23 protein-coding genes are annotated in these 24,331 nt (G+C 63.8%); all 23 read right to left on the reverse strand.

Annotation, left to right across the window (positions count from 1 at the left end; translation table 11 throughout):
- Window positions 1–3 precede the first annotated feature (3 nt).
- On the reverse strand, window positions 4–612 hold the full coding sequence (locus XalbCFBP2523_RS00895) for a protein phosphatase CheZ (RefSeq protein WP_012915888.1): 609 nt from the start codon (window positions 610–612) through the stop codon (window positions 4–6).
- Window positions 612–1,004: a chemotaxis response regulator CheY gene (cheY, locus tag XalbCFBP2523_RS00900; RefSeq protein WP_012915889.1), complete on the reverse strand. Its 393-nt coding sequence runs from the start codon at window positions 1,002–1,004 to the stop codon at window positions 612–614. The genes XalbCFBP2523_RS00895 and cheY overlap by 1 nt, the downstream gene beginning before the upstream one ends.
- A gap of 18 nt (window positions 1,005–1,022) precedes the next feature.
- Window positions 1,023–1,772, reverse strand: a complete 750-nt coding sequence (locus XalbCFBP2523_RS00905; protein ID WP_012915890.1) for an RNA polymerase sigma factor FliA — start codon at window positions 1,770–1,772, stop codon at window positions 1,023–1,025.
- Window positions 1,769–2,653: a P-loop NTPase gene (locus tag XalbCFBP2523_RS00910; protein WP_012915891.1), complete on the reverse strand. Its 885-nt coding sequence runs from the start codon at window positions 2,651–2,653 to the stop codon at window positions 1,769–1,771. The genes XalbCFBP2523_RS00905 and XalbCFBP2523_RS00910 overlap by 4 nt, the downstream gene beginning before the upstream one ends.
- Complete coding sequence (gene flhF / locus XalbCFBP2523_RS00915) at window positions 2,640–4,223, reverse strand: flagellar biosynthesis GTPase FlhF (protein ID WP_045765675.1); 1,584 nt, start codon at window positions 4,221–4,223, stop codon at window positions 2,640–2,642. Before flhF ends, XalbCFBP2523_RS00910 begins: the two co-directional genes overlap by 14 nt.
- Window positions 4,224–4,392: 169 nt before the next feature.
- Complete coding sequence (gene flhA / locus XalbCFBP2523_RS00920; RefSeq protein WP_045764426.1) at window positions 4,393–6,477, reverse strand: flagellar biosynthesis protein FlhA; 2,085 nt, start codon at window positions 6,475–6,477, stop codon at window positions 4,393–4,395.
- Window positions 6,474–7,604, reverse strand: coding sequence for a flagellar biosynthesis protein FlhB (flhB, locus tag XalbCFBP2523_RS00925; protein ID WP_012915894.1), 1,131 nt, complete (start codon window positions 7,602–7,604; stop codon window positions 6,474–6,476). Before flhB ends, flhA begins: the two co-directional genes overlap by 4 nt.
- Window positions 7,605–7,743: 139 nt before the next feature.
- Window positions 7,744–8,535, reverse strand: a complete 792-nt coding sequence (gene fliR, locus XalbCFBP2523_RS00930) for a flagellar biosynthetic protein FliR (protein ID WP_012915895.1) — start codon at window positions 8,533–8,535, stop codon at window positions 7,744–7,746.
- A gap of 13 nt (window positions 8,536–8,548) precedes the next feature.
- On the reverse strand, window positions 8,549–8,818 hold the full coding sequence (locus tag XalbCFBP2523_RS00935) for a flagellar biosynthetic protein FliQ (protein ID WP_012915896.1): 270 nt from the start codon (window positions 8,816–8,818) through the stop codon (window positions 8,549–8,551).
- A gap of 4 nt (window positions 8,819–8,822) precedes the next feature.
- Window positions 8,823–9,638: a flagellar type III secretion system pore protein FliP gene (gene fliP, locus XalbCFBP2523_RS00940; protein ID WP_045760643.1), complete on the reverse strand. Its 816-nt coding sequence runs from the start codon at window positions 9,636–9,638 to the stop codon at window positions 8,823–8,825.
- 2 nt (window positions 9,639–9,640) lie between these two features.
- Window positions 9,641–10,057: a flagellar biosynthetic protein FliO gene (fliO, locus tag XalbCFBP2523_RS00945; protein WP_012915898.1), complete on the reverse strand. Its 417-nt coding sequence runs from the start codon at window positions 10,055–10,057 to the stop codon at window positions 9,641–9,643.
- The gene (fliN, locus tag XalbCFBP2523_RS00950; protein ID WP_012915899.1) at window positions 10,054–10,392 is read right to left on the reverse strand and encodes a flagellar motor switch protein FliN; all 339 of its coding nucleotides are present in this window, start codon (window positions 10,390–10,392) and stop codon (window positions 10,054–10,056) included. The genes fliO and fliN overlap by 4 nt, the downstream gene beginning before the upstream one ends.
- Window positions 10,389–11,402, reverse strand: coding sequence for a flagellar motor switch protein FliM (fliM, locus tag XalbCFBP2523_RS00955; protein ID WP_104629878.1), 1,014 nt, complete (start codon window positions 11,400–11,402; stop codon window positions 10,389–10,391). Before fliM ends, fliN begins: the two co-directional genes overlap by 4 nt.
- Before the next feature lie 9 nt (window positions 11,403–11,411).
- Complete coding sequence (locus XalbCFBP2523_RS00960; RefSeq protein ID WP_012915901.1) at window positions 11,412–11,939, reverse strand: flagellar basal body-associated FliL family protein; 528 nt, start codon at window positions 11,937–11,939, stop codon at window positions 11,412–11,414.
- 189 nt (window positions 11,940–12,128) lie between these two features.
- Window positions 12,129–13,517 carry a flagellar hook-length control protein FliK gene (locus tag XalbCFBP2523_RS00965; protein WP_052687926.1) on the reverse strand — a complete coding sequence of 463 codons (1,389 nt, stop codon included), beginning with the start codon at window positions 13,515–13,517 and terminating at the stop codon, window positions 12,129–12,131.
- The gene (fliJ, locus tag XalbCFBP2523_RS00970) at window positions 13,514–13,981 is read right to left on the reverse strand and encodes a flagellar export protein FliJ (RefSeq protein WP_012915903.1); all 468 of its coding nucleotides are present in this window, start codon (window positions 13,979–13,981) and stop codon (window positions 13,514–13,516) included. The genes XalbCFBP2523_RS00965 and fliJ overlap by 4 nt, the downstream gene beginning before the upstream one ends.
- Before the next feature lie 3 nt (window positions 13,982–13,984).
- Window positions 13,985–15,361: a FliI/YscN family ATPase gene (locus XalbCFBP2523_RS00975; RefSeq protein WP_012915904.1), complete on the reverse strand. Its 1,377-nt coding sequence runs from the start codon at window positions 15,359–15,361 to the stop codon at window positions 13,985–13,987.
- Window positions 15,358–15,975, reverse strand: a complete 618-nt coding sequence (locus XalbCFBP2523_RS00980; protein WP_045765676.1) for a FliH/SctL family protein — start codon at window positions 15,973–15,975, stop codon at window positions 15,358–15,360. Before XalbCFBP2523_RS00980 ends, XalbCFBP2523_RS00975 begins: the two co-directional genes overlap by 4 nt.
- Window positions 15,972–16,961, reverse strand: a complete 990-nt coding sequence (gene fliG, locus XalbCFBP2523_RS00985) for a flagellar motor switch protein FliG (protein WP_012915906.1) — start codon at window positions 16,959–16,961, stop codon at window positions 15,972–15,974. The genes XalbCFBP2523_RS00980 and fliG overlap by 4 nt, the downstream gene beginning before the upstream one ends.
- 10 nt (window positions 16,962–16,971) lie before the next feature.
- On the reverse strand, window positions 16,972–18,681 hold the full coding sequence (fliF, locus tag XalbCFBP2523_RS00990) for a flagellar basal-body MS-ring/collar protein FliF (protein WP_045765677.1): 1,710 nt from the start codon (window positions 18,679–18,681) through the stop codon (window positions 16,972–16,974).
- A gap of 11 nt (window positions 18,682–18,692) precedes the next feature.
- Window positions 18,693–19,055 (reverse strand): flagellar hook-basal body complex protein FliE, encoded by a 363-nt coding sequence (fliE, locus tag XalbCFBP2523_RS00995; RefSeq protein ID WP_012915908.1) that lies wholly within the window; start codon window positions 19,053–19,055, stop codon window positions 18,693–18,695.
- A 241-nt stretch (window positions 19,056–19,296) separates the two neighbouring features.
- A complete protein-coding gene (locus XalbCFBP2523_RS01000; RefSeq protein WP_045765678.1) occupies window positions 19,297–22,821 on the reverse strand; it encodes a glycosyltransferase in 3,525 nt (1,174 codons plus the stop codon).
- 225 nt (window positions 22,822–23,046) lie between these two features.
- Window positions 23,047–24,180, reverse strand: a complete 1,134-nt coding sequence (locus XalbCFBP2523_RS01005; RefSeq protein WP_045765679.1) for an FkbM family methyltransferase — start codon at window positions 24,178–24,180, stop codon at window positions 23,047–23,049.
- Between the last annotated feature and the right edge of the window lie 151 nt (window positions 24,181–24,331).

A 24,331-nucleotide genomic window follows, 5' to 3' on the forward strand; every position in this document is an offset into this window, starting at 1 on the left:
CGATTACAACCCCAATCCGGACAGCAGGTCGTCGGCGTCGTTTTGCGACACGCCGTGACGGTCTAGGCCAGGTAGGGCCGGGCCGGCCAAGCCGCCATCGGCTTTGCGTTCTTCCTTCGGCGGTAATCCCAGCGCGCCGAACCCTTCGTGCACACGGCGCACAATTCCTGCGACGCGGCGGATGATCTGCCCGGTCAGGTCCTGGAAGCTCTGCGCCAGGGCCATTTCGGTGAGGTTGTGGCGGATCTTGTCCAGGATCTCGCTCTGGTCGCCACTCAGGCCGCCGGCACGCAATTGTTCGGCGAGCGCACGGCATTCTTCGGCCAGATCCAAGGTGCGGTGACTGGCTTGTTCGGTCATTGCCACTACGTGGTCCAGCCGCGAACAGGCGTCATCCAGTTCGCCAGCGTCGCTGGGTGCCACCGGCAGTTCGCCCAGTGCCTGGCCCAGGTCGCGCGCAAGTCGGCTCAGGCCCTGCATCATCGGGCGTGTGCGCCAGGCGGCGAGGGTGTCGATCTCCCGGCGCCAGCCGGCTTCGTCACCGCTCTCCAGTGCGTCCAGCGCACCTTGCAGGCGTTCGATCAGAGCAGTGCGTTCAGCAGTGACTTCCATCAGGCGGTTGCTCCCAGGCGCTCGAAGATCTTGCCCAACTTCTCTTCCAGCGTCTGCGCGGTGAACGGTTTGATGATGTAGCCGTTCACGCCGCACTGTGCCGCTTCGATGATCTGCTCGCGCTTGGCCTCGGCAGTGACCATCAGCACGGGTAGATGCTTGAGCTTGTCGTCGCCGCGAATGTTGCGCAGCAAATCGATGCCGGTCATGCCGGGCATGTTCCAGTCGGTGACCACGAATTCGAACGGCGCCGAGCGCAATGCGGCTAGCGCGCTGTTGCCGTCTTCTGCTTCGGCGGTGTTGGTGAAGCCAAGATCGCCAAGCAGATTTTTGACGATACGTCGCATCGTCGAAAAATCGTCCACGATCAAAATCCGCATGTTTTTGTTCACCGCTAACTCCCTAGGTTCTTATTCTTCGTCTTCCAGACCTGCGTCGGCGGCTTCGAATGCCTTCAGGCGTCCGCGCAACCGTACCGTGGCCTGACCGTGGATCTGGCACACGCGCGACTCGCTGACTCCGAGGACCGCGCCAATTTCCTTGAGATTCAATTCCTGCTCGTAGTACAGCGACAACACTAATTGTTCGCGCTCGGGTAGTTGCGCGATCGCTTTGCCAAGTTCGCGGCCGAATTCGCTGCGCTCGAGCATCTGCTGCGGATTGGGACCGCCCTTGGCGATGGTGTCCAGTTCCCCATGGTCCTCGATGCGCGATTCCAGGCTCAGTACTTGTCCGCGTGCGGCATCTTCCATCAACCGCATGTATTCGGGGAGCGGCATTTCCATCGCTGCGGCCACTTCGTTGGCGGCGGCGGCGCGACCGGTGTTTTGTTCAATCTTGCGGATCGCCGAGGCCGCGTCACGCGCGCGTCGGTGCACTGAGCGCGGCACCCAGTCGCCACGGCGGATTTCGTCGATCATCGAGCCGCGGATGCGGATCGAGGCGTAGGTCTCGAACGAGGCACCCTGGTCGGCATCGTAGCTGCGCGAAGCTTCGATCAGGCCGATCATCCCGGCCTGGATCAGGTCGTCGATCTCGACGCTGGCCGGCAGCCTTGCTGCCAGGTGATGGGCGATGCGTCGCACCAGGTCCGAGTGTTGCGCGATGTAGTCATTGGAACTGTTGCGCTGCACCGCGCGGTAGTGGGCTGCGGCGTTCATGCGGCTACTCCACGTTGGATGATGCGTTCGACGAAGAATTCGACGTTTCCGCGTGGGACAGTCGGTGCCTGCCAGCGTGAAGTGCGCCGGGCGATATCGGCGATCGCCTGGGCCGAGGGGCTGGACGGGTAGGCTTTGACCACGGGCTGCTGGCGTTGCACAGCCAGTCGCAGCCAATCGTCCTGCGGCACGCAACCCAAGTAGTTCAGCGACACGTCGCCGAGGAACTTCTCGCAGACCCGGCTGAGTTTTTCGTATAGCAGGCGGCCTTCGTTGATGTCGCGGACCATGTTGGCGACGATCTGCAGCCGATCCATGCCGCGCTCGCGCGCGAGCACTTTGATCAGGGCGTAGGCGTCGGTGATCGAAGCCGGCTCGTCGCAGACCACCACGACTGCGTCCTGCGCAGCCTGGCAGAAGGTGAGCACGCTGTCGGTGATGCCGGCGGCGGTGTCGATCACCATGATATCCAGATCGCGCTGCAACTCGGAGAACACATTGACCAGGCCGACGTGTTGAGCGGGGGGTAGTTCGGCCATGTAACGACGGCCGGAGGCTGCGGGCACCACCATCAGCCCGTTTGGCATGTCGATCAGGGCTTCTTCCAGCGTGCAGCGCCCAGCGACCAGATCGGCCACCGTGAATCTAGGCGTCAACCCCAGCAGCACATCGACGTTAGCCAGGCCGAGGTCGGCATCCAGGAGCAGGGTGCGCTTGCCCATGTCCGCCAGCGCCATCGACAGATTGACCGAGATGTTGGTCTTGCCGACGCCACCCTTGCCACCGGTCACAGCGATCGTGCGCACCGGACCCAGCGGTTCGTTGCGCGTCGCCGATAGGGGAAACGCGTTGGTCAGATTGGCGTAATCACGCGACGGCATGGTTCTGCTCCGGAGTACAGGGCTTATCGGCAGCGCGCCGCAAATCTTCAAGGCGCAATACCAGGCTGGCGGCGTTGGCGCGGTGCAGGTCGTCCGGCACACGCTGTCCATCGGTCACCCAGGTGATGGGAAGGCGGTGGTCCACGACCACCGACAAGGCGCTGCCAAACCGTCCGGTTTCGTCCAGCTTGGTCAGGATGACGCCCTGTGGGTCGGCGCTAGCGAACCGGCGCACCACTTCGTCCAGGTCGGAAAAATGGGCGTTGGTGGGAAGCACGAGCAACGAGCGGACGACTCGCGAGGCGCGCAGCCAGTGCAGTTGCGCGGCCAGCGCACGGTCGCGCTGGCCCATGCCGGCGGTGTCGATCAGCACCAATTTGTAGTCGGCCAGACGCTGCAGCAGCTGCTGTAGCGAGGCATCGCTGTCGGCCTCGTGGACGGCGATCCCGAGCTGTCGGCCATAGCTGTGCAGTTGTTCGCGGCCACCGACGCGGACGGTGTCAGTCGTGACCAGGGCCACGTCGCGGGCGGCATTGCGCTCCAGGAAGAGAGAGGCCAGCTTGGCGATGGTCGTGGTCTTGCCGGCGCCGGTGGGGCCGATCAGGGCGATCACGCCGCCTTGCTCGAGCGGGTCCAATGCCGCGATCGGCAGGCGTTTGGATAACAGGCCCAGCATCAGTCCGCGGCCGCGGTGCAGTTCCAGGTCGGCGGGAATTTGCATGACAACGTCGCGGGTGATGCCGCCGTCGAAGCCGTAGTCGTCCATTAATTCCAGCGCCTGGGCGCGTACTGGCGAGCCGCGAAGGCGCTCGTCGGTGAGCCGATTCATTTCACGCTCGATCATCTGCCGCATCAACGCCAGTTCGTCGCGCAGTTGCGTCAATTGTTCGTCGTTCTGCGGCGCCGGGAAACTGGGAACCGCTGTGAGTGTGGTCGCTGCCGGAATTTCGGCGTTCTTGATCGGGGCCTCGGGGACGAGGTTGGGCGTGCTGGCTGGCGCCAGTGCCACGGCAGCGATGTCTTGGTGCCAAGCTGTATCCGTGGCGGCGGAGACGGCGGTGGTGGCAGTGGGGAATGGTGTTGGCAGCGACACGTTGATCGGCGCGTTGCGGAACACATCCTCGGGAATGCTGCATTCTGCACTGGCCGGCGCCTGGGCGGCTGCCCGTGGCGTGATCGTCGATGTTGCAGTGACGCGCTTGCCGAGCGGCAGCGCCGAGGCGGCGATGGCAGCGGGTTGTGTCAGCGGCCGCTCCGACGTGGCGGCGATGGCATTGCTACGGCGCTCGCTGATCGCGGCCATCATCGCCATCGCCGAGTTGGGCCCTGCGGCTTTGTGGCGTGCGGGCCGTGGCGTCGCCGCTGCGGTGGTCGGACGTGGCGTTTCCTCTGGACGCACGGCGTCCAGGGCGCGTTGCACCAGTGTCTCGTCGTAGTTGCTGGCGGCGACGATCTCGATGCCTTCGTCGGTTCGCCGGTTGGACAGGATCACCGCATCCGGACCCTGCTCGTCGCGCACCATACGGAACGCTGTACGCATGTCGGGAGCGACGAAACGTTTGATTTTCATAGGGATACCTTGGCGCCGTGACGCGTGAGGGGGGGCGCGGGACTGAAAAATCGGCACAGACGCTGTTGTCGTTCCGAGCGGTGGTATGCGGGTGTGCAGATGTTCATATGTCCTGTCCGATTCATGCCTTTACACTTTCCCGAGTCCCAAAGTGCCTGGGCCGGGTCTTTCAACTGATCGTTCCCACCAACTTCAACCGCTTGTCTTCCGGTACCTCGCTGTAGGACAGCACCGACAGCGAGGGGACGCTGTGGCGGACCAACCGTGCCAGTGCGGCGCGGACCTGCGCCGGCACCAGCACCACTGCCGGCTCATTGCGTGCTTCTTGCTTGCTGACGCAATCGGTCAGGCTCTGGTGCAGGCGTTCGGCCAATCCGGGTTCCAGCGCTGCACCGTTGCCCTGGCTGGAGTCTTGCAAGACACGTTCCAATTGCGGCGCCAGGGTGAACACCGGCAGTTCCGATGCCATCCCGGCGATCTCCTGGACGATGAAGCGGCCCAGTGAGTTGCGTACCGCGGCAGTGAGCGCCGCGGGTTCCTGACTCTGTGGGGCGTTTTCGACCAGTGCCTCGACGATCTTGCGCAGCTGCCGCACCGGGATCTTTTCGATCAACAGGTTTTGCAGCACGCGTACCACCACCGACAACGGCAGCGCCTTGGGGGTGAGGTCCTCGACCAGCTTGGGCGCGCTCTTGGCCAGGGTGGCCAGCAATTGCTGGACTTCCTCATGGCCAAGCAGTTCCGGGGCGTGCTCGCGAATCAGGTGCGAGAGATGGGTGGCGATCACTGTGGCCGGGTCGACCACGGTATAACCCATGGTTTCGGCCTGAGCACGCTGATGCGGCTGGATCCACACCGCATCCAGACCGAACGCCGGGTCCTTGCCGGGGATGCCCTCGATCTTGCCCAGCGCACCGCCGGGGTCCAGTGCCAGTTCGCGATCCGGGTGAATGTCGGCGGTGGCCACCGGCACCCCGTGCACCAGCAGGCGATAGGCATTGGCTTGCAATTCCAGGTTGTCGCGGATGTGCACCGGCGGCACCAGAAAGCCGATGTCCTGGGTCAGCTTGCGTCGCACACCTTTGATTCGCGCCATCAATTCGCCGCCCTGGGTCTTGTCCACCAGCGGGATCAGCCGGTAGCCGACCTCCAGGCCCAACGGATCGATCGGTCGTAGTTCGTCCCAGCCCAATTCGGCATTGGCTTGCGCCGCGGCAGCCGCTGCTGGCGGCACTGCATCTGCCGCGGCCGGTGGCGGTTGCAGGCTGCGCTTCCACATTTTCCAGGCCAACAGGCCCAGGATCAGCGCCAGCGTCAAGAAAGCGACGTTGGGCATGCCTGGGATCAGGCCGACCAGGCCCATGATCGCCGCAGCCACCGCCAACGCTTTGTGTTGGCCGAACACCTGGCCCATCATCGAAGCGCCCATATCCTGCGAACGCGAAGCACGGGTGACCAGCATCGCCACCGCCGAAGACACCAATAGCGCTGGCAACTGTGCGACCAGACCGTCGCCGATCGACAGCAAGGTATAGGTGGAGGCGGCCTGGGCCACGGGCATGCCGTGTTGGAGTACGCCGACCGCCATGCCGCCGATCAAATTGATGAATAGGATCAAGATGCCGGCGATCGCGTCGCCGCGGATGAATTTGCTGGCACCGTCCATCGAACCGTAGAAGTCCGCTTCCTCCCGCACTTCCTCGCGCCGTGCTTTAGCTTCTTCGCGGGTCAGCAAGCCGGCATTGAGGTCGGCGTCGATCGCCATCTGCTTGCCGGGCATGGCGTCGAGGATGAAGCGTGCGGTCACTTCCGACACACGCCCGGCGCCTTTGGTGATGACCACGAAGTTGATGATGGTCAGAATCGCGAACACCACGATGCCGACCGCGTAGTTGCCGCCGATCACGAACTCGCCGAAAGCCTCGATCACCTTGCCGGCGGCGCTGTGTCCGTTTTGACCGTTGATCAGGATGACGCGGGTGGAGGCCACGTTCAGGGCCAGGCGCAGCATCGTGGTCATCAGCAGCACGATGGGAAAGATGCTGAATTCCAAAGGCCGTTTCACGTACACCACGGCCAACAGCACCATCAGCGAAATGGCGATATTGAAGGTGAACATCGCGTCCAGCACCGGGGCGGCTAGCGGTACCACCACCATCGCCAGCATCACCAACACGATCAGCGGGGCGCCGAGCCCGTGCTTGATCATGTCCATCATCTTGCGCGTATTCATTTGCGCGGCGGGCTGGCTCATGGCTTGCTCTCCGGGGCGAACTCATCCACTTCCAGTGCCGGTAATGGCGGCATCGGGCCGCTGCGCCAGGCACGCAACTGATACACGTAGGAGAGGATCTGGGCGACCGCCGAATAAAGTCTCACGGGAATTTCCTTGCCGAGCTGGCCTTCCCTATACAAGGCGCGTGCCAACGGTGGCGCAGACACCACTGCGACGCGGTGCTGCTCGCCAACTTCGCGGATGCGGAAGGCGATCTCGTCCACGCCCTTGGCGAGCACGGTGGGTGCGCGCATGCGCCCGCTCTCGTATTTCAGCGCGACGGCGTAGTGGGTCGGGTTGACCACGACCACGTCGGCTTTGGGCACGGCTTCCATCATGCGCCGCTGCGACATTTGCATCTGCATCTGGCGGATGCGTCCCTTGACCTCGGGACTGCCGTCGTTTTCCTTCATTTCTCGGCGGACTTCCTCGCGGGTCATCTTCAATTTGTTGATGTAATGCCACTTTTGATAAGGGGCGTCGATCGCGGCCAGTAGCGCTAGCGCACCGGCTGTGTACAGCAGCATGCTCAGGGTGAATCCCAGGCCATGGCCGATGGCTTGTTCGAGCGGCTGCTGCAGTAGGCCGCGTAGGCCGTCCAGGCCTTTCCAGATGCATAGAAACGCGGCACCGCCAACGAAGCCCATACGCAGCATCGACTTGAGCAGTTCGACCAGGCTTTCAGTACCGTATAGGCGGGCCAGCCCAGCCATTGGGTTGAGCCGATCGAGTTTGGGGATGAGCGCTTGGCCGGAGAAACGTAGGCTGCCCATTAGGAGCGGTGCGATAAAGCCAGCGGCCACGCAGATGCCGATCAGCGGCAGGACCACCCAGAACAGCCCGATCAGTAGGTCGCCGAAATAGCCGAACAGTGCCTGTGGAGTGTCGCGTAGATGCGGATCGGGCTGCAGTGCGTGTTTCATCCACGCCACCGCGCCTGCCGTCAGCGAACCGGACATACCCATCAGCGCGAAGATGCTGGAGCTGAACACCGCCGCTGTGGCCAGTTCGCGCGAGCGCGGGATATTGCCCTGCTCGCGGGTTTCGCGCAGACGCTTTTCGGTCGGTTGTTCTGTGCGTTCTGCGCCTTCTTCGTTTTCGGACATGGGCGTGTGCGTGGCGGGGGAGTGCCCCTGCCTGTTGCAAGGGCCATGCCGCGATGCTGACGCCCGCCGGGCCTGTTGTTGGCACGTGACCCAACCCCGGACTCTAAACCCGACTGCTACTCAGGACGGGGGGACGTCGTTACGCAGTGAGCTGGCGCGCGGCATCGAAGGCGGCGTCGAACAGCCGTTGCACCGGCGGCCCCATTTCGTTGACCAGAATTGCCAGCAGCGCTAATCCAAGCACCATCGCCACCGGCAGACCGATCTGGATCGGATTCAGCGCTGGCGCGGCCTTGGCCAATGCGCCGAAGGCCAGGTTGACCGCCAACATCGCCACTATCACTGGCAACGCCAAGGTCAGCGCACCGCGCATCATGCTCATAAAAAAGTCCGGTGCGACGGTGATCATGGCCTGCGCATCCGGCAACGCACTGCCGATCGGCAGCGCTTTGTAGCTATCCACGAGTAGCGCCACGACCGCCAGATGCCCATTGGCGGTGAAGAACAGCAGGCCGAAAGCCAGGTAAAACCATTGCCCGATCACGCCGGAATTGACTCCGCGCAGTGGGTCGGCCATTTGCGCGAAGCCCAGTCCCGTACTCTGCGAGATCATTTCCCCGGCCATTGCGCCGGCCTCGAAGATCATCCTCAACATGAAGCCCATACTGGCACCGACGGCCAATTCACGTGCCACGCTGAGGACGACCGTGGCGTCAAAGCCATTCCAGTCCGGCACTGGCGGCAACAGCGGGGCTAGTGCCATTGCCAGGGTGGCGGCCAGGATTACTCGGATGCGAGCCGGAATCGCGCGGGTGCCGACCAGTGGCATCACCATCAGCATCGCGCCGATGCGCAGCATGGTCCACAGGATTGCGCCGATCATCGCGAATGCACGCGAGCCGTCGATGACCATTTGTGTGGCGGCGTCCATCCCGGTGCGGCCGCTAGCCGATTAGATGCGGGATGCGCTGGAACAGCAGCGTGGTGTACTCCACCAGGTGCGCGAGCAGCATACTGCCGGTGGCAAATAGCATCGCGGTCAGGGCGATGACCTTGGCGATGAAGGCGATGGTCGGCTCGTTGAGCTGTGTCGCAGCCTGAAACACGCCGATCACCACGCCGACCACCAGCATCGCCAGCAGCAATGGGCCGGCGACCCATAACACGGTGACCAGGCCGCCACGCAGTTCGGTCAGGGCCAGTTCGGGACTCATCGGCTCACACTCCGTTGAAACTCGCGGCGAGCGTGCCGACGGTCAGTACCCAGCCGTCGACCAGCACGAACAGCAGGATCTTGAACGGTGCCGAGATCAACATCGGCGACATCATCATCATGCCCATCGACATCAGTACGCTGGCGACCACCAGGTCGATGATCACGAACGGAATGAAGATCAGGAAGCCGATTTCGAAAGCGGTTTTCAGTTCGCTGGTGACGAAGGAGGCCACCAGCACCGGGAACGGGATCGCGTCGGGACTGCTATAAGTGCCGTTGCCGGCCATGCCGGCGAAGGTCATCAGGTCGCTTTCGCGGATCTGGGCCAGCATGAAGGCGCGTAGCGGCTGGGTGGTCAGGGTCCAGGCAGTTTGAAAATCGATCTGCCCGTTGAGGTAAGGACTCATGCCATGGTCCCAGGCTTTTTCCCACACCGGCATCATCACCAAGGCGGTCAGGAACAGCGCCAGGCCCATCAATACCTGATTGGATGGAGTTTGCCCGGTGCCCATCGCCTGGCGCAGCAAGCCGAGCACGATGGTGATGCGAGTGAACGCGGTCAGCACCAGCAGCATCGATGGCAGCAGGGTGATAGCGGTCATCAACAGCAGGGTTTGCAGCGGCAGACTGACCGACTGTGCACCGATCTTGCCGACATTGACGTCTGGCAACGAGGGCAGGGCGGGGCCGCTGTTCTGTGCGGTCGCTGCAACGGTGTGCGCCGCCTGCGCCCAGGCCAGTGTCGGTAGCAGGCTCAACGTCAGCAGGAGCAGTAACAGACGCAGGCGGCGCGCGTTCCGGTTCCAACGAAGCGACATGATTATTTTTCCTTGCGTAGCTTCTGCGCCAGCAACTGGGCGAAATCGGGAAGGTGCTTGAGTGGCTTGAGGGTGGGTAGCGATGGTGCCGATACCTGCGGTAGCGGCTCGGGCAGGCGATGCAAGGTGCTGACGCCACCAGGCGAGACCCCGAGCAGCAATTGTTCGCCGTTGACATCGATTACCACCACGCGCTCCTTGGCCCCGACCGCCAGGCTGGCGACGACGCGCAAGCCATCGGTTGGACGGAAGCCGCTGCCGGGCAGGCGCTTGAGTACCCATGCCATCGCCAGAATCAGGCCCAGCACGAGTAGCAGGGCGAACACCGCACCGAGCAGGCTGGGCGGTGACGGCGCCGCGCTGCCGATTCCCGAGGTGCTCTTGGCTGCCTGCGTGGCGACCGCAAGCAATGTGCTCACCGCAGTCTCCGGATGCGTTCGCTGGGGCTGACCACATCGGTCAAGCGCACGCCGAAGCGGTCGTTGATCGTCACCACTTCGCCGTGCGCGATCAAGGTGCCGTTGACGTACACGTCCAGTGGCTCGCCGGCGCCGCGCTCCAGTTCCACCACCGAGCCCTGGTTGAGTTGCAGCAGGTTGCGGATCGGGATGCGGCTGCGACCGACTTCCAGCGACAGGGTGATCGGTACGTCGAGGATCACGTCCAGATTCAGGTCGTTGGTTTCTGCCACGGTCTCCTGCTGGAGGCTTTCGAACTGGGCCGGTTCGGCCTGGTTAGTCTCGTTCTGACTCATGGTGCGTCTTCCTGGAAAGCGGGGCGGCGGCGCAGCGCGCCGGGGGGATGAGTGGCGGTGATCTTGACCGCGTTTTGACCTTGGGAGACGCCGAATTCCCCAGTGAACACCGGGATGTTTTCTACGCACAGCGGTACTTGCTTGGGCAGATCGATTGGCAGGATGTCGCCGATCCTCAGTCGGGTCAGCTCGCGCAAGCTCATTTCCTTCTGTGCTAGCACACTGGAAATAGTGACTTCCGAACCGTACAGCTGCTCGCGCAGCATGATGTTCCAGCTTTCGTCGCGGTCCACGCGGTCGCTCTGGATGCCGGCGTCGAGCAGTTCACGGATGGGCTCCAGCATCGAGTACGGTAGGGTCACGTGTATTTCCCCGCCGCCGCCTTCCAGCTCGACGTGGAAGCGGCTGACCACTACGTACTCGCGTGGGGTGACGATGTTCGCGAAGTGCGGGTTGACCTCGGAGTTGAGGTATTCGAACTCCACGTTCATCACCGGTGCCCAGGCTTCGTGCAGGTCGGCGAAGGTTTGCTTGAGCATCAGTTGGATCACCCGCATCTCGGTGGGGGTGAACTCGCGGCCTTCGATGCGGGTGGGGTAGCGGCCATCGCCACCGAAGAAGTTATCGACCACCGTGAACACCAGGGTTGGTTCGAACACGATCAGGCCGGTGCCGCGCAGCGGTTTGAATTTAATGAGGTTCAAGTTGCTGGGGACGTACAGCGAATGCATGTAGTCGTTGAACTTGACCAGATCGATGCCGCGCACTGACAGGTCGGCCGAGCGCCTGATCAGGTTGAACAGGCCGATCCGGCACAGCCGCGCGAAACGCTCGTTGACCATCTCCAGCGTGGGCATGCGCCCACGGATGATCCGATCCTGACTGGAGAAGTCGTATTGGCGCGCCTCGCCTGGTGACGTAGGCGCAGGCTCGGTATCCACCACGCCGGCATCGACCCCATGCAACAGGGCATCGATTTCGTCTTGGGAAAGCAGGTCGCTCATGGTGATGGCGCCTTATTACTGGGTCACGAAGCTGGTGAAAAGCAATTCTTCCACGCACTTCTTGCCGGTTTCGCTGGTCATCAGCTTCTGCGCGTCGGCCAGTGCGCTTTCTTGTAGCTTTTTACGTCCAGCGATATCGGTGATGTCCTGCGCCTTGACCTGCGAGAACAACATCAGCAGGTGAGCACGGATTGCCGGTGCGTTTTCGGTGATTAGTTTCAGTTCTTCCGGGTCACGGGTCATCAGTTGCACCTCCAGTTGCAGGTAGTGCGGGCCGTCCTGAGGCCCCCCGTTGAGATTGACCACGAATGCCGGTTCCATCGCGAAGTATTGTGCTGGCTTGGGGACCTCGGCGGCCTTGGCCTCGGCTTTTTCGTGGCCTGCCCCTGCCTCCGGCTTCTTCTTCAGGAAGAAAAATGCGCCAGCGCCACCGCCGCCGAGCAACAGCACCGCCGCGATGACGACGATCAGCAGTTTCTTCTTCGACTTGCCGCCCTCAGGGGCGTCCTTGGCGTCTTTATTCGATTTGTCGGCGGCTGACACGGATCGTTCCTAAAATGGAGGCTCCCCCTGTGAATGCAATCTGTGTGCCGAAATGACGCCGGCGAAGTGCCGGACATTTGACGGGTAATCGTCCCCTCTTCGTCATCTGGGAAAGCTTGATTTCTATAGGGCTCAAGCTTCCCGTGCGATGCGGTGCCCTGTCCCGTGCGACAGAGCGGGGCGTGCCGATTATGCGTAGGCGTCCAACAGGCCTCGCTGGCGCAGCATCATCGTCGGAATTTCGACGTTGCCGATCCGCTCTTCGGCCACTTCGCCGCTGCCATTGGCATACTGCTGCGGCATGTTCGGCGTTCCGGCTTGTTGCTGTTGTGGCTGGTGGCCAACATCGGCCTGACCGAGTTGGAATCCGTGCTGCCCCAGCATTTCGCGTAGCCGCGGCAGGCTGTTTTCCACTGCTTGGCGGACGTTGGCTTGGGCACTAGTGAAGCTGGCGTTGACCTGGTCACCGGCCAAGTGCAGGCGCACTTCGATCGGCCCCAGTTCGGCTGGATTGAGTTTGATGTGCGCATGGCCGATTGTCTGGTCGGCCAACCAACTAATGCGTGCCCCCAGTTCCTCGTCGAAGTGCGTGCTGTGCAGGTTTGGGGTCGGGGTTGGTGAGCCAGTGAACGGCGTGGCCGCGTCCATCGCCCTGGCGGCGGTTTGTATACCGGTTGATGCGAGCAGATTGATCGGTGTGCTATCTGCGTGGGTGGCGTCGCTGCTGTCGGTGTGCTTGTCGTCGATCGCAGCGGTGATCGCTGCCAAGGTCGCCACTGGGGCTGCGGTTTCGCTGCCAGTCGTCTTGGCGTTGCTGGCGACTTGGGCCAGCATTGTACCGAAACTGTTGGCGGCGTTGACCCCAGCATTAGCCGTGGCGCTGGTCGCCGACGTGGTTGTGGTATCGGTGCCGCTTGCGGTCGTTGTGGTCGTTGCGCTGGCGCCCACGCCCTGGGATACGCCAGGAGATAAGGTGTCTCCGCCGAGTAAGGCGCCGATCTCCTTGGTGGCGGTTCCGGCGATACCGATCGCAAGTCCGGTGGCAGCACCTAGAGGGGCGGTATTCGCGGCGGGCAGTACAGCTGCACCAATCGCCGGCAACAGGCCCAAGCCGATCCCGGCCAAGCCGGTCGGTGGCCAGGCGCTATCGTCCTTATTTTGGTCGCCCTGCTTGGCTGCTGCCTTGTCCTTGGTCGGTACTTTGGCGTCGGCGCTGCTTTTGTCGCTTTCCTGCGCGACCTTGTCACCAGCCTGAGCGACGTTGCCACCTGCCTGCGCGACGTTACCGCCAGTCTGTGCGCTGCGTGCTGGATCGTTGGCGCTGTCGCCGCTTGCTACAGGGCGTTTGCCGGCGTCGTCTTGGTTGGATGCGGATGGTTGCGCTTTTTTGCTCGGCTCTGTGGTTTGCGGTGTGCTCGGCTGTGGGGTCGGCGTGGATGCGTCACGCGGCCCGTCGCCACCGAGCAGCTTGTCAAAATCCTTGTCGCCGCTGTAGTCGTTGCTCTGCGTCTCGGTGCCGTTATTACCGAGTTGGCTGGAACGACCGCTGCCGCTCAGCGCGGAAAGTGCGTTATTCATTGTCCGTCTCCGTTGCTGTGCTCGCGCTGCGCTGTCGCTGCGGTAATGCGAACGCGACGCGCGCCCAGGTCGTCCATCTCGCGTTGGCTGCGGCGGTCGTCGACTTTGCGTTCCTGCGCGCGGTAGCTGGCGGCTAACTGCTCTAGCACTTGCTTGTCACGGCTGGCCAGCAGCAGCCGGCTACGTTCTATTTCCACTTTCTCGCGGTTGCGGTCCACGGTCTGGCATTGCTGTTCTACAGCACTTTCCAAACGGTCCAGGAATGCGCGACGGTTGGCTAATTGTGCCAGGTTGGTGGCCGACATCTGACTGTTGGCGTATTCCTCGGCATAGCGGCGCAATTCCTCCAGTCGCGACTCGTGGGTCGCCAGCACACGCTGGCGTTCGGCCAAATCGCGCGCGACCTCGTCCTGGTGTTGCTGGGCGCGGTTGAGCAAAGGTGCGAGACGCTTTGATTGCATCATGGGTTAGTTCTCACGTTCAACCAGCCGCTTCAGTGCGTCTTGGCTATGGGGAAGGTCTGCAGCTTTGGCGACGTCTTGTCCGAGGAATTCCATGATCTCCGGCCAGCGTTCCAGTGCTTCGTCCACGGCCGGATCGTTGCCACGTTGGTAGGCGCCGATGGTGATCAGGTCGCGGTTGGACGAATATGCCGATACAAGTCGTTTGAGTGCGCGGATGCGCAGCCGCCATGGTTCGTCGGCGATGTCCTGAACCACGCGGCTGACCGAGGATTCGATGTCGATGGCCGGATACAGGCCGCTATCGGCGACGCGCCGGGAGAGCAGAATGTGGCCATCGAGAATGGCGCGGGCGGCGTCGGCGATCGGGTCTTGCGGGTCGTCGCCTTCGGTCAGCACGGTGTAGAACGCGGTGATCGAGCCGCGGCCCTTGGCGCCATTACCGGCGCGCTCGACCAGTGCCGGTAGCTTGGCGAAGACCGAGGGCGGATAGCCGCGGGTGGTCGGTGGCTCGCCGACCGACAGGCCAATTTCGCGCTGCGCCTGGGCGAAACGGGTCAGCGAATCCATCAGCAGCAGGACGTTCAGTCCCTGGTCGCGGAACCATTCGGCGATGGCGGTGGCGCGGTAAGCGCCATGCAGGCGCGCCAGCGGCGGTCGGTCGGCCGGTGCGGCGACGACCACGGCGCGACGCAAGCCTTCCTCGCCCAGCGTGGTTTCGACAAAGTCGCGCACTTCGCGGCCGCGTTCGCCGATCAGCCCGACGACGATGATGTCGGCAGCGGTATAGCGGGTCATCATGCCGAGCAGCGTGGACTTGCCGACGCCGGAACCGGCGAATAGGCCGACACGCTGGCCGCGGCCGATCGGCAATAGTGCGTTGATCGCGCGCACGCCCACGTCCAACGGAGTGGTGATCGGTTCGCGAGCCAACGGGTTGATCGACACACCGGCCATGCCCACAGAGCCTTCGGCGCGGATCGGACCCTTGCCGTCCAGCGGCACGCCGTCGGAGTCGATGACCCGGCCGAGCAGGCCTTCGCCGACTTCCACGCCGCCACGGCGATGCAGTGGCACCACCCGCGCGTTGGGCAGCAAACCATGGGTCTCGGCGCTGGGCATCAGCGAGGTGCGCTCGCCGGAGAAGCCGACCACTTCGGCATCGACCCAGCCGCCATCGACCTCGACCCTACAGATGGCGCCCATCGGCGCTTCGCAGCCGACTGCTTCCAGGGTCAAGCCCACCGCGCGGCGCAGGATACCCTCGCGGATCAGCCCACGGCCGTTTGCCGGGTCCAGGTCGAGATTGCCCAGGCGTGTGGCGACACGCAGGTTGCGTGCTTCCAGCCAGTCGCCGGGATGCGTGCCGAACAGCGCACTCATAGCCCGGCTCCGGACTTGCGCATGACCGTTTCCAGCGCCGCACGCAGACGCGCATCGAGGGTGCCGTCGATCCGCACCGACTCGGCGTGTACACGCAGATCGCCGCGGCTCAGGCTCAGGTCGGGCACTAGCCGGATGCCTGCGTCCATTAATGTCAGCATCGGGGTCAGCGCGGCGATGTCGTCCGGGTGCAAGCGCACCTCGACGTCGCGATGCGCGCCGCCGACCGCGTCCAGTGCTTCGCCGACCAGTTCCGAGAGCAATCCCGGGTCGGTTTGGTAGGTGCGACCGACCAGACTGCCGGCGATGCGTACCGCCAATTCTCCCAGTGCGCCGACGACCTCGTTTTCCAGCCGTGCCAGTGGACGCGAGAAATTGTCCAGAATGCCTTCGATCTGTGCGGTGAGGCGGCGGATTTCCGATTGTCCCTGAGCCAGGCCTTCGGCGTGGCCGCGTTCGAAACCTTCGTGTTGGGCTGCCGCCTCGATTGCCTGGATTTCTTCCAGGCTTGGCGGTCGCAGTACCGGTACTTCAGGGAGTGTCTCTTCGAGTGCCGCAGATGGTGGTGGTGCGTCCAGTTCCGGCGCCAGCCAGCGCACAACGTTGCCGTTCATACCATGGCCTCCGCACCGCTGCCGCCGAGGACGATCACACCCTCATCGGCCAGGCGTCGCACGATGGCAAGAATTTCCTTCTGCGCCGCTTCTACGTCGGACAGACGCACCGGGCCGCGTGCTTCCATGTCTTCCAGCAGGATTTCGGCGGCACGCTGGGACATGTTCTTGGTGATCTTTTCGCGCACCTTGATGTCGGCACCGCGCAGGGCCAGACCGAGGCGGTCGCCGCTGACCTCGCGCAACATGGTCTGTAGTCCGCGGTCGTCCAGTTCGACCAGGTTGTCGAACACGAACATCAGATCCTGGATGCGGCTGCCCAGGTCGGCGTCGATCTTGCTGATCGCTGCCAGCACGCCTTGGTCCGAGCCGCTCTCCATGAAGTTGAGGATGTTGGCGGCGACCTTGACGCCGCCGACGTTGGATGATTTCAAGTTCTGGTTGCCGGAGAACTGCCGCTCCATGATCTCGTTGAGCTCGTTGAGCGCATTCGGTGGAATCCCATCGAGGGTCGCAATGCGCATCAGCACGTCGGCGCGGGTGCGTTCGGGCAGTAACTTCAGCGCCTCTGCGGCCTGGTCGCTATCCAGATGCGCCATCACGATGGAAATGATCTGTGGGTGTTCGTTGCGCACCAGGTCGGCGACCGCGCGCGGGTCCATCCACTTCAGCGTGTCAAGGCCGGTGGTGTTACGCCCGAGCAGGATGCGGTCGATCAGGCTGCCGGCCTTGTCGGCGCCTAATGCCTGTACCAGCACGTTGCGGATGTAGTCGTCAGCACCCACGCCCAGTGAGGTTTTGCTGCCGAGCTCGGCATTGAAGTCCTCCATCACCTTCTCGACTTGATCGCGCGAGATGCCGGTCAGCGTGGCCATGGCGATGCCGATCTTCTGCACCTCTTTGGGGTCCATGTGCTTGAGCACTTCCGCCGCATCAGCCTCGCCGAGCGATAGCAGCAGCACCGCGGCGCGCTGGGTGCCATTCATCGGGCTTGCCTCAGGCTTCACTGGCCACCCATCCCTTCACGACTTGCGCCACGCGCTTGGAATCCTGTTTGACTGCTTCGCGGGCTAGGCGCAGACGTTCTTCGTAAGCGTCGGGCAGGGCGATGGCGGGATTGCCGCTGCCGGCGATGCTGGCGGTGTCTTCGCCCAGCGACTGCAGCATCGGGTTGCCGTCTTCCAGCATCGACAACTTGGCATCGTGGGGTGTCGCGTTGTCGTTGTCTTTGGCGCCGGCCGCCGGGGCTGGCCCGGCGATCTGGCGCAGCGCTGGGCGCAGCACGCCGAACAGCAGCGCCAACACCACGGCGGCGCCGAGCACCATACGTAATCCGCTCATCACCCGCGGATCCTGCCACCAACTGGGTTTGTCGGTGGTTTCCGTGGCTTCATGCACGAACGGAGCGTTCATCACCGAGACGGTGTCGCCGCGCTCGGCGTTGAAGCCGACCGCCTGCTTGACCAGCCCTTCGATACGCGTCAGTTCGGCCGCGCTCAGGGCCTGTTCGACCATCTTGCCCTTGGGACCGGGCCGGGGCACATGGTCCACCAGCACCGCGACCGACACCCGCTTGATCCGGCCTGCTGGCTGGCGAGTATGTTGCAGGGTGCGGTCCAGTTCGTAATTGCGGGTAGCGCTCTTGGAGCTCTCGGTCGGGTTGGCGGCCTGCTGGTTTGCCCCTGCCGCAGCAGCCGGGGTACCTGCGGCGGCTGGCTGACCTGTCGGGGTGGCACCAGGCGAGTTGCTGGTCGCGCCCGGTACGCCTTGCGGACCGCCCTTACTGGTGTTGCTGTCGCTGACCTGTTCGCTGCGCAGCTTGGGCGGATCGCCGTTGTACAGCTCTCGTGCTTCTTCGGTCACCGAGAAGTCCATGTCCACGCTGACTTCCGGATTGACCCGACCGGGGCCGGTCATCGGTTCCAGTAACTCGCGAATGCGTTGGTTGAAGGAGCTTTCCTGGCGGCGGATCTGGTCGAACTGGGCGGCGTTGAGTGCGGCGTCGCTGTTGGGGTCGGCGATGGTCAGCATGCGTCCGCTCTGGTCGACCACGGTCACCCGGTTCGGCGATAGATCCGGAATGCTGGAGGCCACCATGTTGACGATCGCATCGACCTGGTTACGTTCCAAGGTATTGCCGCCACGCAGTTCCAGCACCACCGAGGCGCTGGCGGCTTCGCGCTGACGGGTGAACGCGCTCGGCTTGGGGATGGCAAGGTGTACTCGCGCCTCGCGCACTGGGCGCAGGCTGGCGATGGTACGCGCCAGCTCGGTTTCCAATGCGTGCTGGTAGCGCGCGTTCTCCACGAATTGGCTGACCCCGAAGCCCGGATCTTTTTCCATCACTTCGAAGCCCATGTTGCCGCTGCTGTCGGTCAGGCCGGAGCCGGCCAGTTTCAACCGGGCGTCGTAGAGTTTTTCCTGCGGCACGGTGATCGCACCGGTGCTCGGGTCGAGCTTGAATGGGATCTGCGCGGTGCGCAGCAGGTCGGTGGCCTCGGCCGTGCCTTTCTCGTCCAGGCCGGTGTACAGCGGGGTGTAGTCCGGTTTCTGCGACCAGAAAAATACGAACAGGCCAGCAGCCACGGCCACCGCGATCATCGCCATCAAGCCGATGCGTCGGGTGATCTGTAGGCTCTGCAGGCGATCGAACCAGGCGCCCGCTTTTTCGCTGTTGATTGTTTCTTTGCTGAGCGCAAGCGCCATCGTCTTCTACCTTACAGCGGCATGTTCATCACGTCCTGGTACGCCTGGACGAGTCGGTTGCGGACTTCCACCGTGGCGCGGAACGCCACCTGGGACTGCTGTGCGGCCAGCATGACTTTGGCCAGGCCGGCATTGGGATCTCCCAATTCGAATGCTTTGGCAAGATTGCCTGAGTTCTGCTGAGCCTCGTTGACGCCACTGATTGCGTTGCGCAGGGTCTCGCTGAAGCTCGGACCTTGGACGCCCTGGTTGCCGGTCAGGCCCTCGATCGCATTACTACGCGCCGTATCGCCCACCCGCGCCGGGGCTGCCTGGCCGACTTGGCCCTGGTAGCTGCGGATTTGCGAAAGAATGGAGCTGATGGAGTCGCTCATACGTGAAAGTCCATGCCGGAAGGCGGCCCATCCAGCAATGCAAACCGTGTGCCTAAACTGTTGGCAAGGTCGACTGTCGGGAGTGACATGTGCCGCGTCGACTTCCTGACGCGGCGGCGTGCGCTGCCAACGCCAGGCATGCCAGGCGATTGACGCCGCTGTCGGTGGAGGTAGCGACAGTGCTGGACTTCACTGGTGAGGTGAACGGGGGCCTGGTTCGCAGTGCGTTGCTGGGCGGCGTTCAGTCGGGCAACCAGGCCGTTCGCCATTCCTCCAGGTTTGCACCCTGTAACATCCAGTCGCGTTTTACTGCGGCTTGCAGTGCGGCGCCTGCCGCGGTGCGCGCGTGGTCATCGGCAAGATGCGCGCGGATCGCCGTGACCCAGTCGCGGAAACGGTTCTTCACCAAGGTCGTGGGCAGTCCACCGTCACGGTAGGGTGGCAGGTCGCTGGCCACCACCGGGTAGCCGCAGGCACCGTATTCGAGCAGGCGCAGGTTGCTTTTGCAGCGGTTGAACAGGTTGTCTTCCAGCGGCGCCAGGGCCAGATCCAGTTCGAGCGCGGCCAGGGCCTGGGGATAGCGGGCGAAGTCCACACCGGCATGCACCTCGGCCACATGCGGGCGCAGCCGCTCCGGGCACATGCCCATGAAGACCCAATGCACTTCGCCGGCCAATGCCTTGACCACGTCGGCGATCAGTTCGAGATCGCCGGTATGGCTGGCGCCACCGGCCCAACCGACCCGTGGCTTGTCCGAGATCGCGCGTGCCGGTACGGCCAATGCGCCCCACATATCCGGGGCCAGGCGATTGCGCACGACCCGGATGTCCGCGTGCAGGCCGGCAAGGGCATCGGCCAGGGCCGGCGTGGACACCACCACCCGGTCCACCAGGCTGGCGGCACGGCGCAGCGAACGCAGCACGTCTTTGGGCATCTGCGCGCGGTGTACGCTCTTCAATGGCAGGTTGGGGAGGTAGTCGTCCAGTTCGTAGACTTTGAATGTGTCGCAGAAGCGGCGTAGTCGTTCCATTTGCGCCAGTTCCGCATCGCCGACCCGGCGCTGCACGATCACCGCGTCGACGCCGATGCGTTCGGTTTCCACCGGATCGAGCAGTCGTGCGTAGTAAACGCCATCGATCTGTCCGGCGGTGGCGAGCGCCTGAAATGGCTGGATCACGCGGTAATGACCGCTGCCGAACGCATCGCCCGGATGCGCCAGCACGCGCGGCAAGGGCTTCCACGAAAGTGGCTGCCAGGAAAAATCGGATTCGCCCAATTTGAAGCCGCCAGGCTGGTCCAGGCTCAGACTGGGCGAATGGGCGGGGTCGTGCGCCATTGCCGGTAGCCAGCGCTGTAGCAGGGCATCAGTGGCGGCGTCCGCACGCGCTGCTGCGGTGGGTTGCAGCAGCAGCGCATCGGGTGTCCAGAGCGTCCATTGGCCCTGCGCCGCGGCACGCAGGCAGAGATCCACATCAGCGCCGCCTGTGCCGAACGCGGCGGCGTCGAAGCCCGACAACTGCTCGAACAGTGCGCGCCGCACCAACAGGCAGCGCTCGGAGACGGCGCTGTAACGATGCGTCACCTGCAACCGACCCATATAGCCAGGCTGTGCCATCGCCTCGCCGGCAAACGCGTGGCCGGCGTCACGCAGCAGGCCCGGCAATAGCCCGGCGTGGGTGATCGCGCCATCGCTGGAAACGCCCTTGGCGCCGACGATGCCCACTTCCGGACGCTGTGCGTGGTTCATCAGTGCGTGCAGCCAACTGCCCTGGACCAGATTGCTGTCAGCGTCCAGGAACAACAGGTACTCGCCCTGTGCTTGCGTCGCCGCCAGATTGCGGGCTTCGGCCTGACTGACGCGTTGTTCCAGCGCGAACACGCGGATGCGGCCGTTGCCCAACTCGGCCACGGCTTGCATCCATTGGGTGATGGCGGGTGCGATGCTGACGTTGTCGACCAGAAGCAGTTCGTAAGCCGGGTAGGTGGTGTGCTCGAGCAGGCTGACCACCACACTTTGCAGTGCCGATAGATTGTCCTGTCCCAGCAAGACGATCGAGACCGGCGGCTGTTGGGCGTGGCCGTAGTCGATTCGCCACAGTCCGCCTGGCAGCGCATCGGCCCTGGCGTCGGTGTAACCGCGTGCCAGCAGATGCGCCACGATGGCCTGTTGGCGGGCGTCAGCGCCGGCATCGGCCGGTGCCGGTGAGGTAATCAACAGCGGTTCGGCTAGATGCGCGATGCTGGCGCCGGCATCGCGCAGGAACAGGCGCAGGATCAATTCCAGTTCGCTGGCGCCGTCGTAGCGGGGATCGAAACCCCCCAGTTCGCGGACCAGGGTGCGGCGGAAAATCCAGTGGCCAGCGGTGGCGAGCGGGTTGCCCAGCAACAGATCCAGGTCCGGGTCCGGGCGCAGCACCGGCGCCAGGGTCTGTGCGTCCAGCGCCAGCCATTCGTCCGCATACAGCGCGCTGCACTGCGGATGCTGGGCAAGTTCCAGCAGCAGGCGCAGCAGGCCGCCCGCGCAGAAGCGGGTTCCAGCGACGACGCGCAGGCACCAGTCGCTCGCCGCGCTTGCCTCCACGGCGGCGTTCATCGCGGCGGCATCGGCGTTGGCTGCCAGCGGCGCTAGCGATTGCACCCTCGGGTCCGGCCACGGCGTCGCGGTGCCCTCGCTGAGGACGAGGACGCGCAGGTGGACGAAAGCGGCGCCGTCCAGCAGCAGGCTGTGCAGCGTCGTGTCCACGGCGGCGATCTCGGTTGCGCGCGCATCGATCAGCACCGCGAGCCGTGCCGGGCCGCCCAGTGCGGCCATGCGTGCGTCGATGAGCGCGCGTTGGACCGGCGTCGGTTGCCGGCGCGCCTGCCAGTCGCGTAAGGCGTCTTGTATGCGGCTACGTGCATAGGCGGTTTGGATGGCCTGTATCAGGTCTACCGGTGCGGTGCTGCCGCCGGCCAAGGGCGTCACCCCGACCAGACGCACGTCGCCATCTCCTCGATACCAGCCCATCGCGCGCACGCCGCGGCGGAAATCGTCGTGGCCCTGATCGCCGATCCCCGGCTGATCGCGGCCGGTCTGGCTGTACTGTTCTTGCGACACGCGAAAGCGGGTCAGTGGCTTGGCCAGCAAAGCCAGATCGCCGCGATGCAGGAGTTTGGCGTACATCGACAGGTCGCCGACCCAATGCGTCACCCGGCCGTCCAACGACATCAACTGATCGCCGAACTCCAGCAAATCGCGGCGCCGGCACAGCACGCAACTGGGTTCGCCGATGAAGTTGATGGTGTGGTCGGCGAGGAAGGACAGCAGTTGCGGACCGTCCAGCCGCACATCGTCTGCGAATGGGAAGGCGGTGGCGGGGATGTCTTCTAGTGGTGCATCGTCGCTGCCGATGCGCTGGCGCCGCGACGAGGCCAGCACCACATTCGGGTGGCTGCGCATGGCGGCGACCAGCGCCGCGATGCAGTCCGTTTCCAGCACATCGTCGTCGTGCAGGAACTTCAGGTACTCGCCCTCGGCCAGCGCGATGCCGCGCACGGTGCTGCCCAATTCGCCGTAGCGGCTCGGGTTGCGGTGGTAGCGGATCGGCAGGCGTGCGTCGGCGCGACGGCGCTCCACGATGGCCGCGATCGCGTCATCGGGGTTGTCGTCGCAGATCACCAGCTCCAGCGTCGGGTAGGTCTGCGCGAGTACGCTGTCGAGCGTCTGCTCGAAGTAGCGTGCCTTGTAGGCCGGCATGACCACGCTGACCAGGGGGAGGGGACTCATAAACGCTAGGCCGTCTCAAAAGAAATGACATGGAGCGCATCGCGCCCGATCCATGCCCGATGCAACATGTATGCCGGTCCTTGCGCAGCGTCGCGGTGGCGGCATGCTGCTGACCAGGCTCGGTGGTTTCGCTTGCTTACTTTTGTCGATACGGGAGGGCAGCGTCCTGCGTTCGATAGCGGCGTGCAGTTTTTGATCTGCGCCATGCGCAAACGCGCCGCGCGGTTATTCCACGTAGAGGACGGTATCGAAGAAGTACATTGCATACTGGCGCAGACGCAGTTGCGCATCCGGCAGGATTTGGTCGAGGACGGCGACGATCTCCAGCAGGTCGAGCGCGTGGTGGTAGCAGGTGATGGCCATGCGCGGGCGGCAGCGCTGGATTAGTCCGGCGGCGCCACGCAGCACCTGCGGCTCGAATCCCTCCACATCCATTTTCAGCATCGTGGCGCGTTCGATCAGGTCGTCCAGGCGGACACTTGGAACCATCACCGTGCCGTTGGCATCGAGCCGGCTGCCCATGGTGCCTTCCGCGTGGAAGGCCAGGGTTCCAGCGACATCGGAGACCGCTGCATTGTGCAGGACCGTGCGCCCGGCATCGTCCGCGAGGTCGCGTTGCAGCGCGGCGAAGTTGGCCGGATCCGGCTCGAACGCGTGGATCGATGCGTAGCCATGGCGCGAGGCGGCGCGAAACTTCTTCACCGTGTCGCCGCGGTAGGCGCCGATGTCCACGTAGTGCTCGTTCGCACCGATCCGCAGCGGATGTGCGTTGGTGGGGTAAACGGAGAAGTATTCCTGCTCCATCGGGCACAGCACGTCCAGCAACGGTCGCCGGTCGCCGTTCATCCGCATTTGCAGCACGGCATCGAGCGTGCGCATGCTCAGGGGATCGGCGAGGCGTTCGCGTAGTGCGGCGAATTGCGCGCTGTGTGCTAGGGTCAGCTCGCGGGTTATACGACCGGTCTGATACACCAGTGGGATATCCAGGGCGTACAACAGCTCCGGAAGATCGATGCGGCGCCCGCTGCCTGCGCCTTGCAATTGCGCGAAGTACAGCCATGCGGTCGGCATGAATGCGCAGTTGATGGTGGGTAGCGCCGCCAGTCTCGGGTCGTTCCGGAACGCGTTGGTAGGCCGGATATCACTGAAACCCATGTCGGCGATATGCCCCTTATACAGCACATCGTCCAGGGCAATGATCTTGATGCCCGGAGCGCGCTCGACCAGAGCCGCCGCCGCATGGGTTGCATAGATCCCACCGAGAGTCGAGCTGGGTGCCATAAAGATCGCGCCGCCCGCGTCTGCGCAGTGTGCAATCAGGTCTGTTTCGTCACGAGGCGTGCTTGAGGTGTCGGTCATGGATGCACTCGGGAGATGGGGGTTGGTGGAGATTGCTGCGATGGTCGCCAGAACAGTTGCCAGCATTGGCAAGCTTGGAAGCCCAGCCATGTCGCTCTCCCATACTTGTATAACGTTGCAATGTCTTGCTACTGGACGGTTTTAGGTCATT

Origin of the sequence: Xanthomonas albilineans, assembly GCF_002939705.1 — a bacterium.
Classification (GTDB): domain Bacteria; phylum Pseudomonadota; class Gammaproteobacteria; order Xanthomonadales; family Xanthomonadaceae; genus Xanthomonas_A; species Xanthomonas_A albilineans.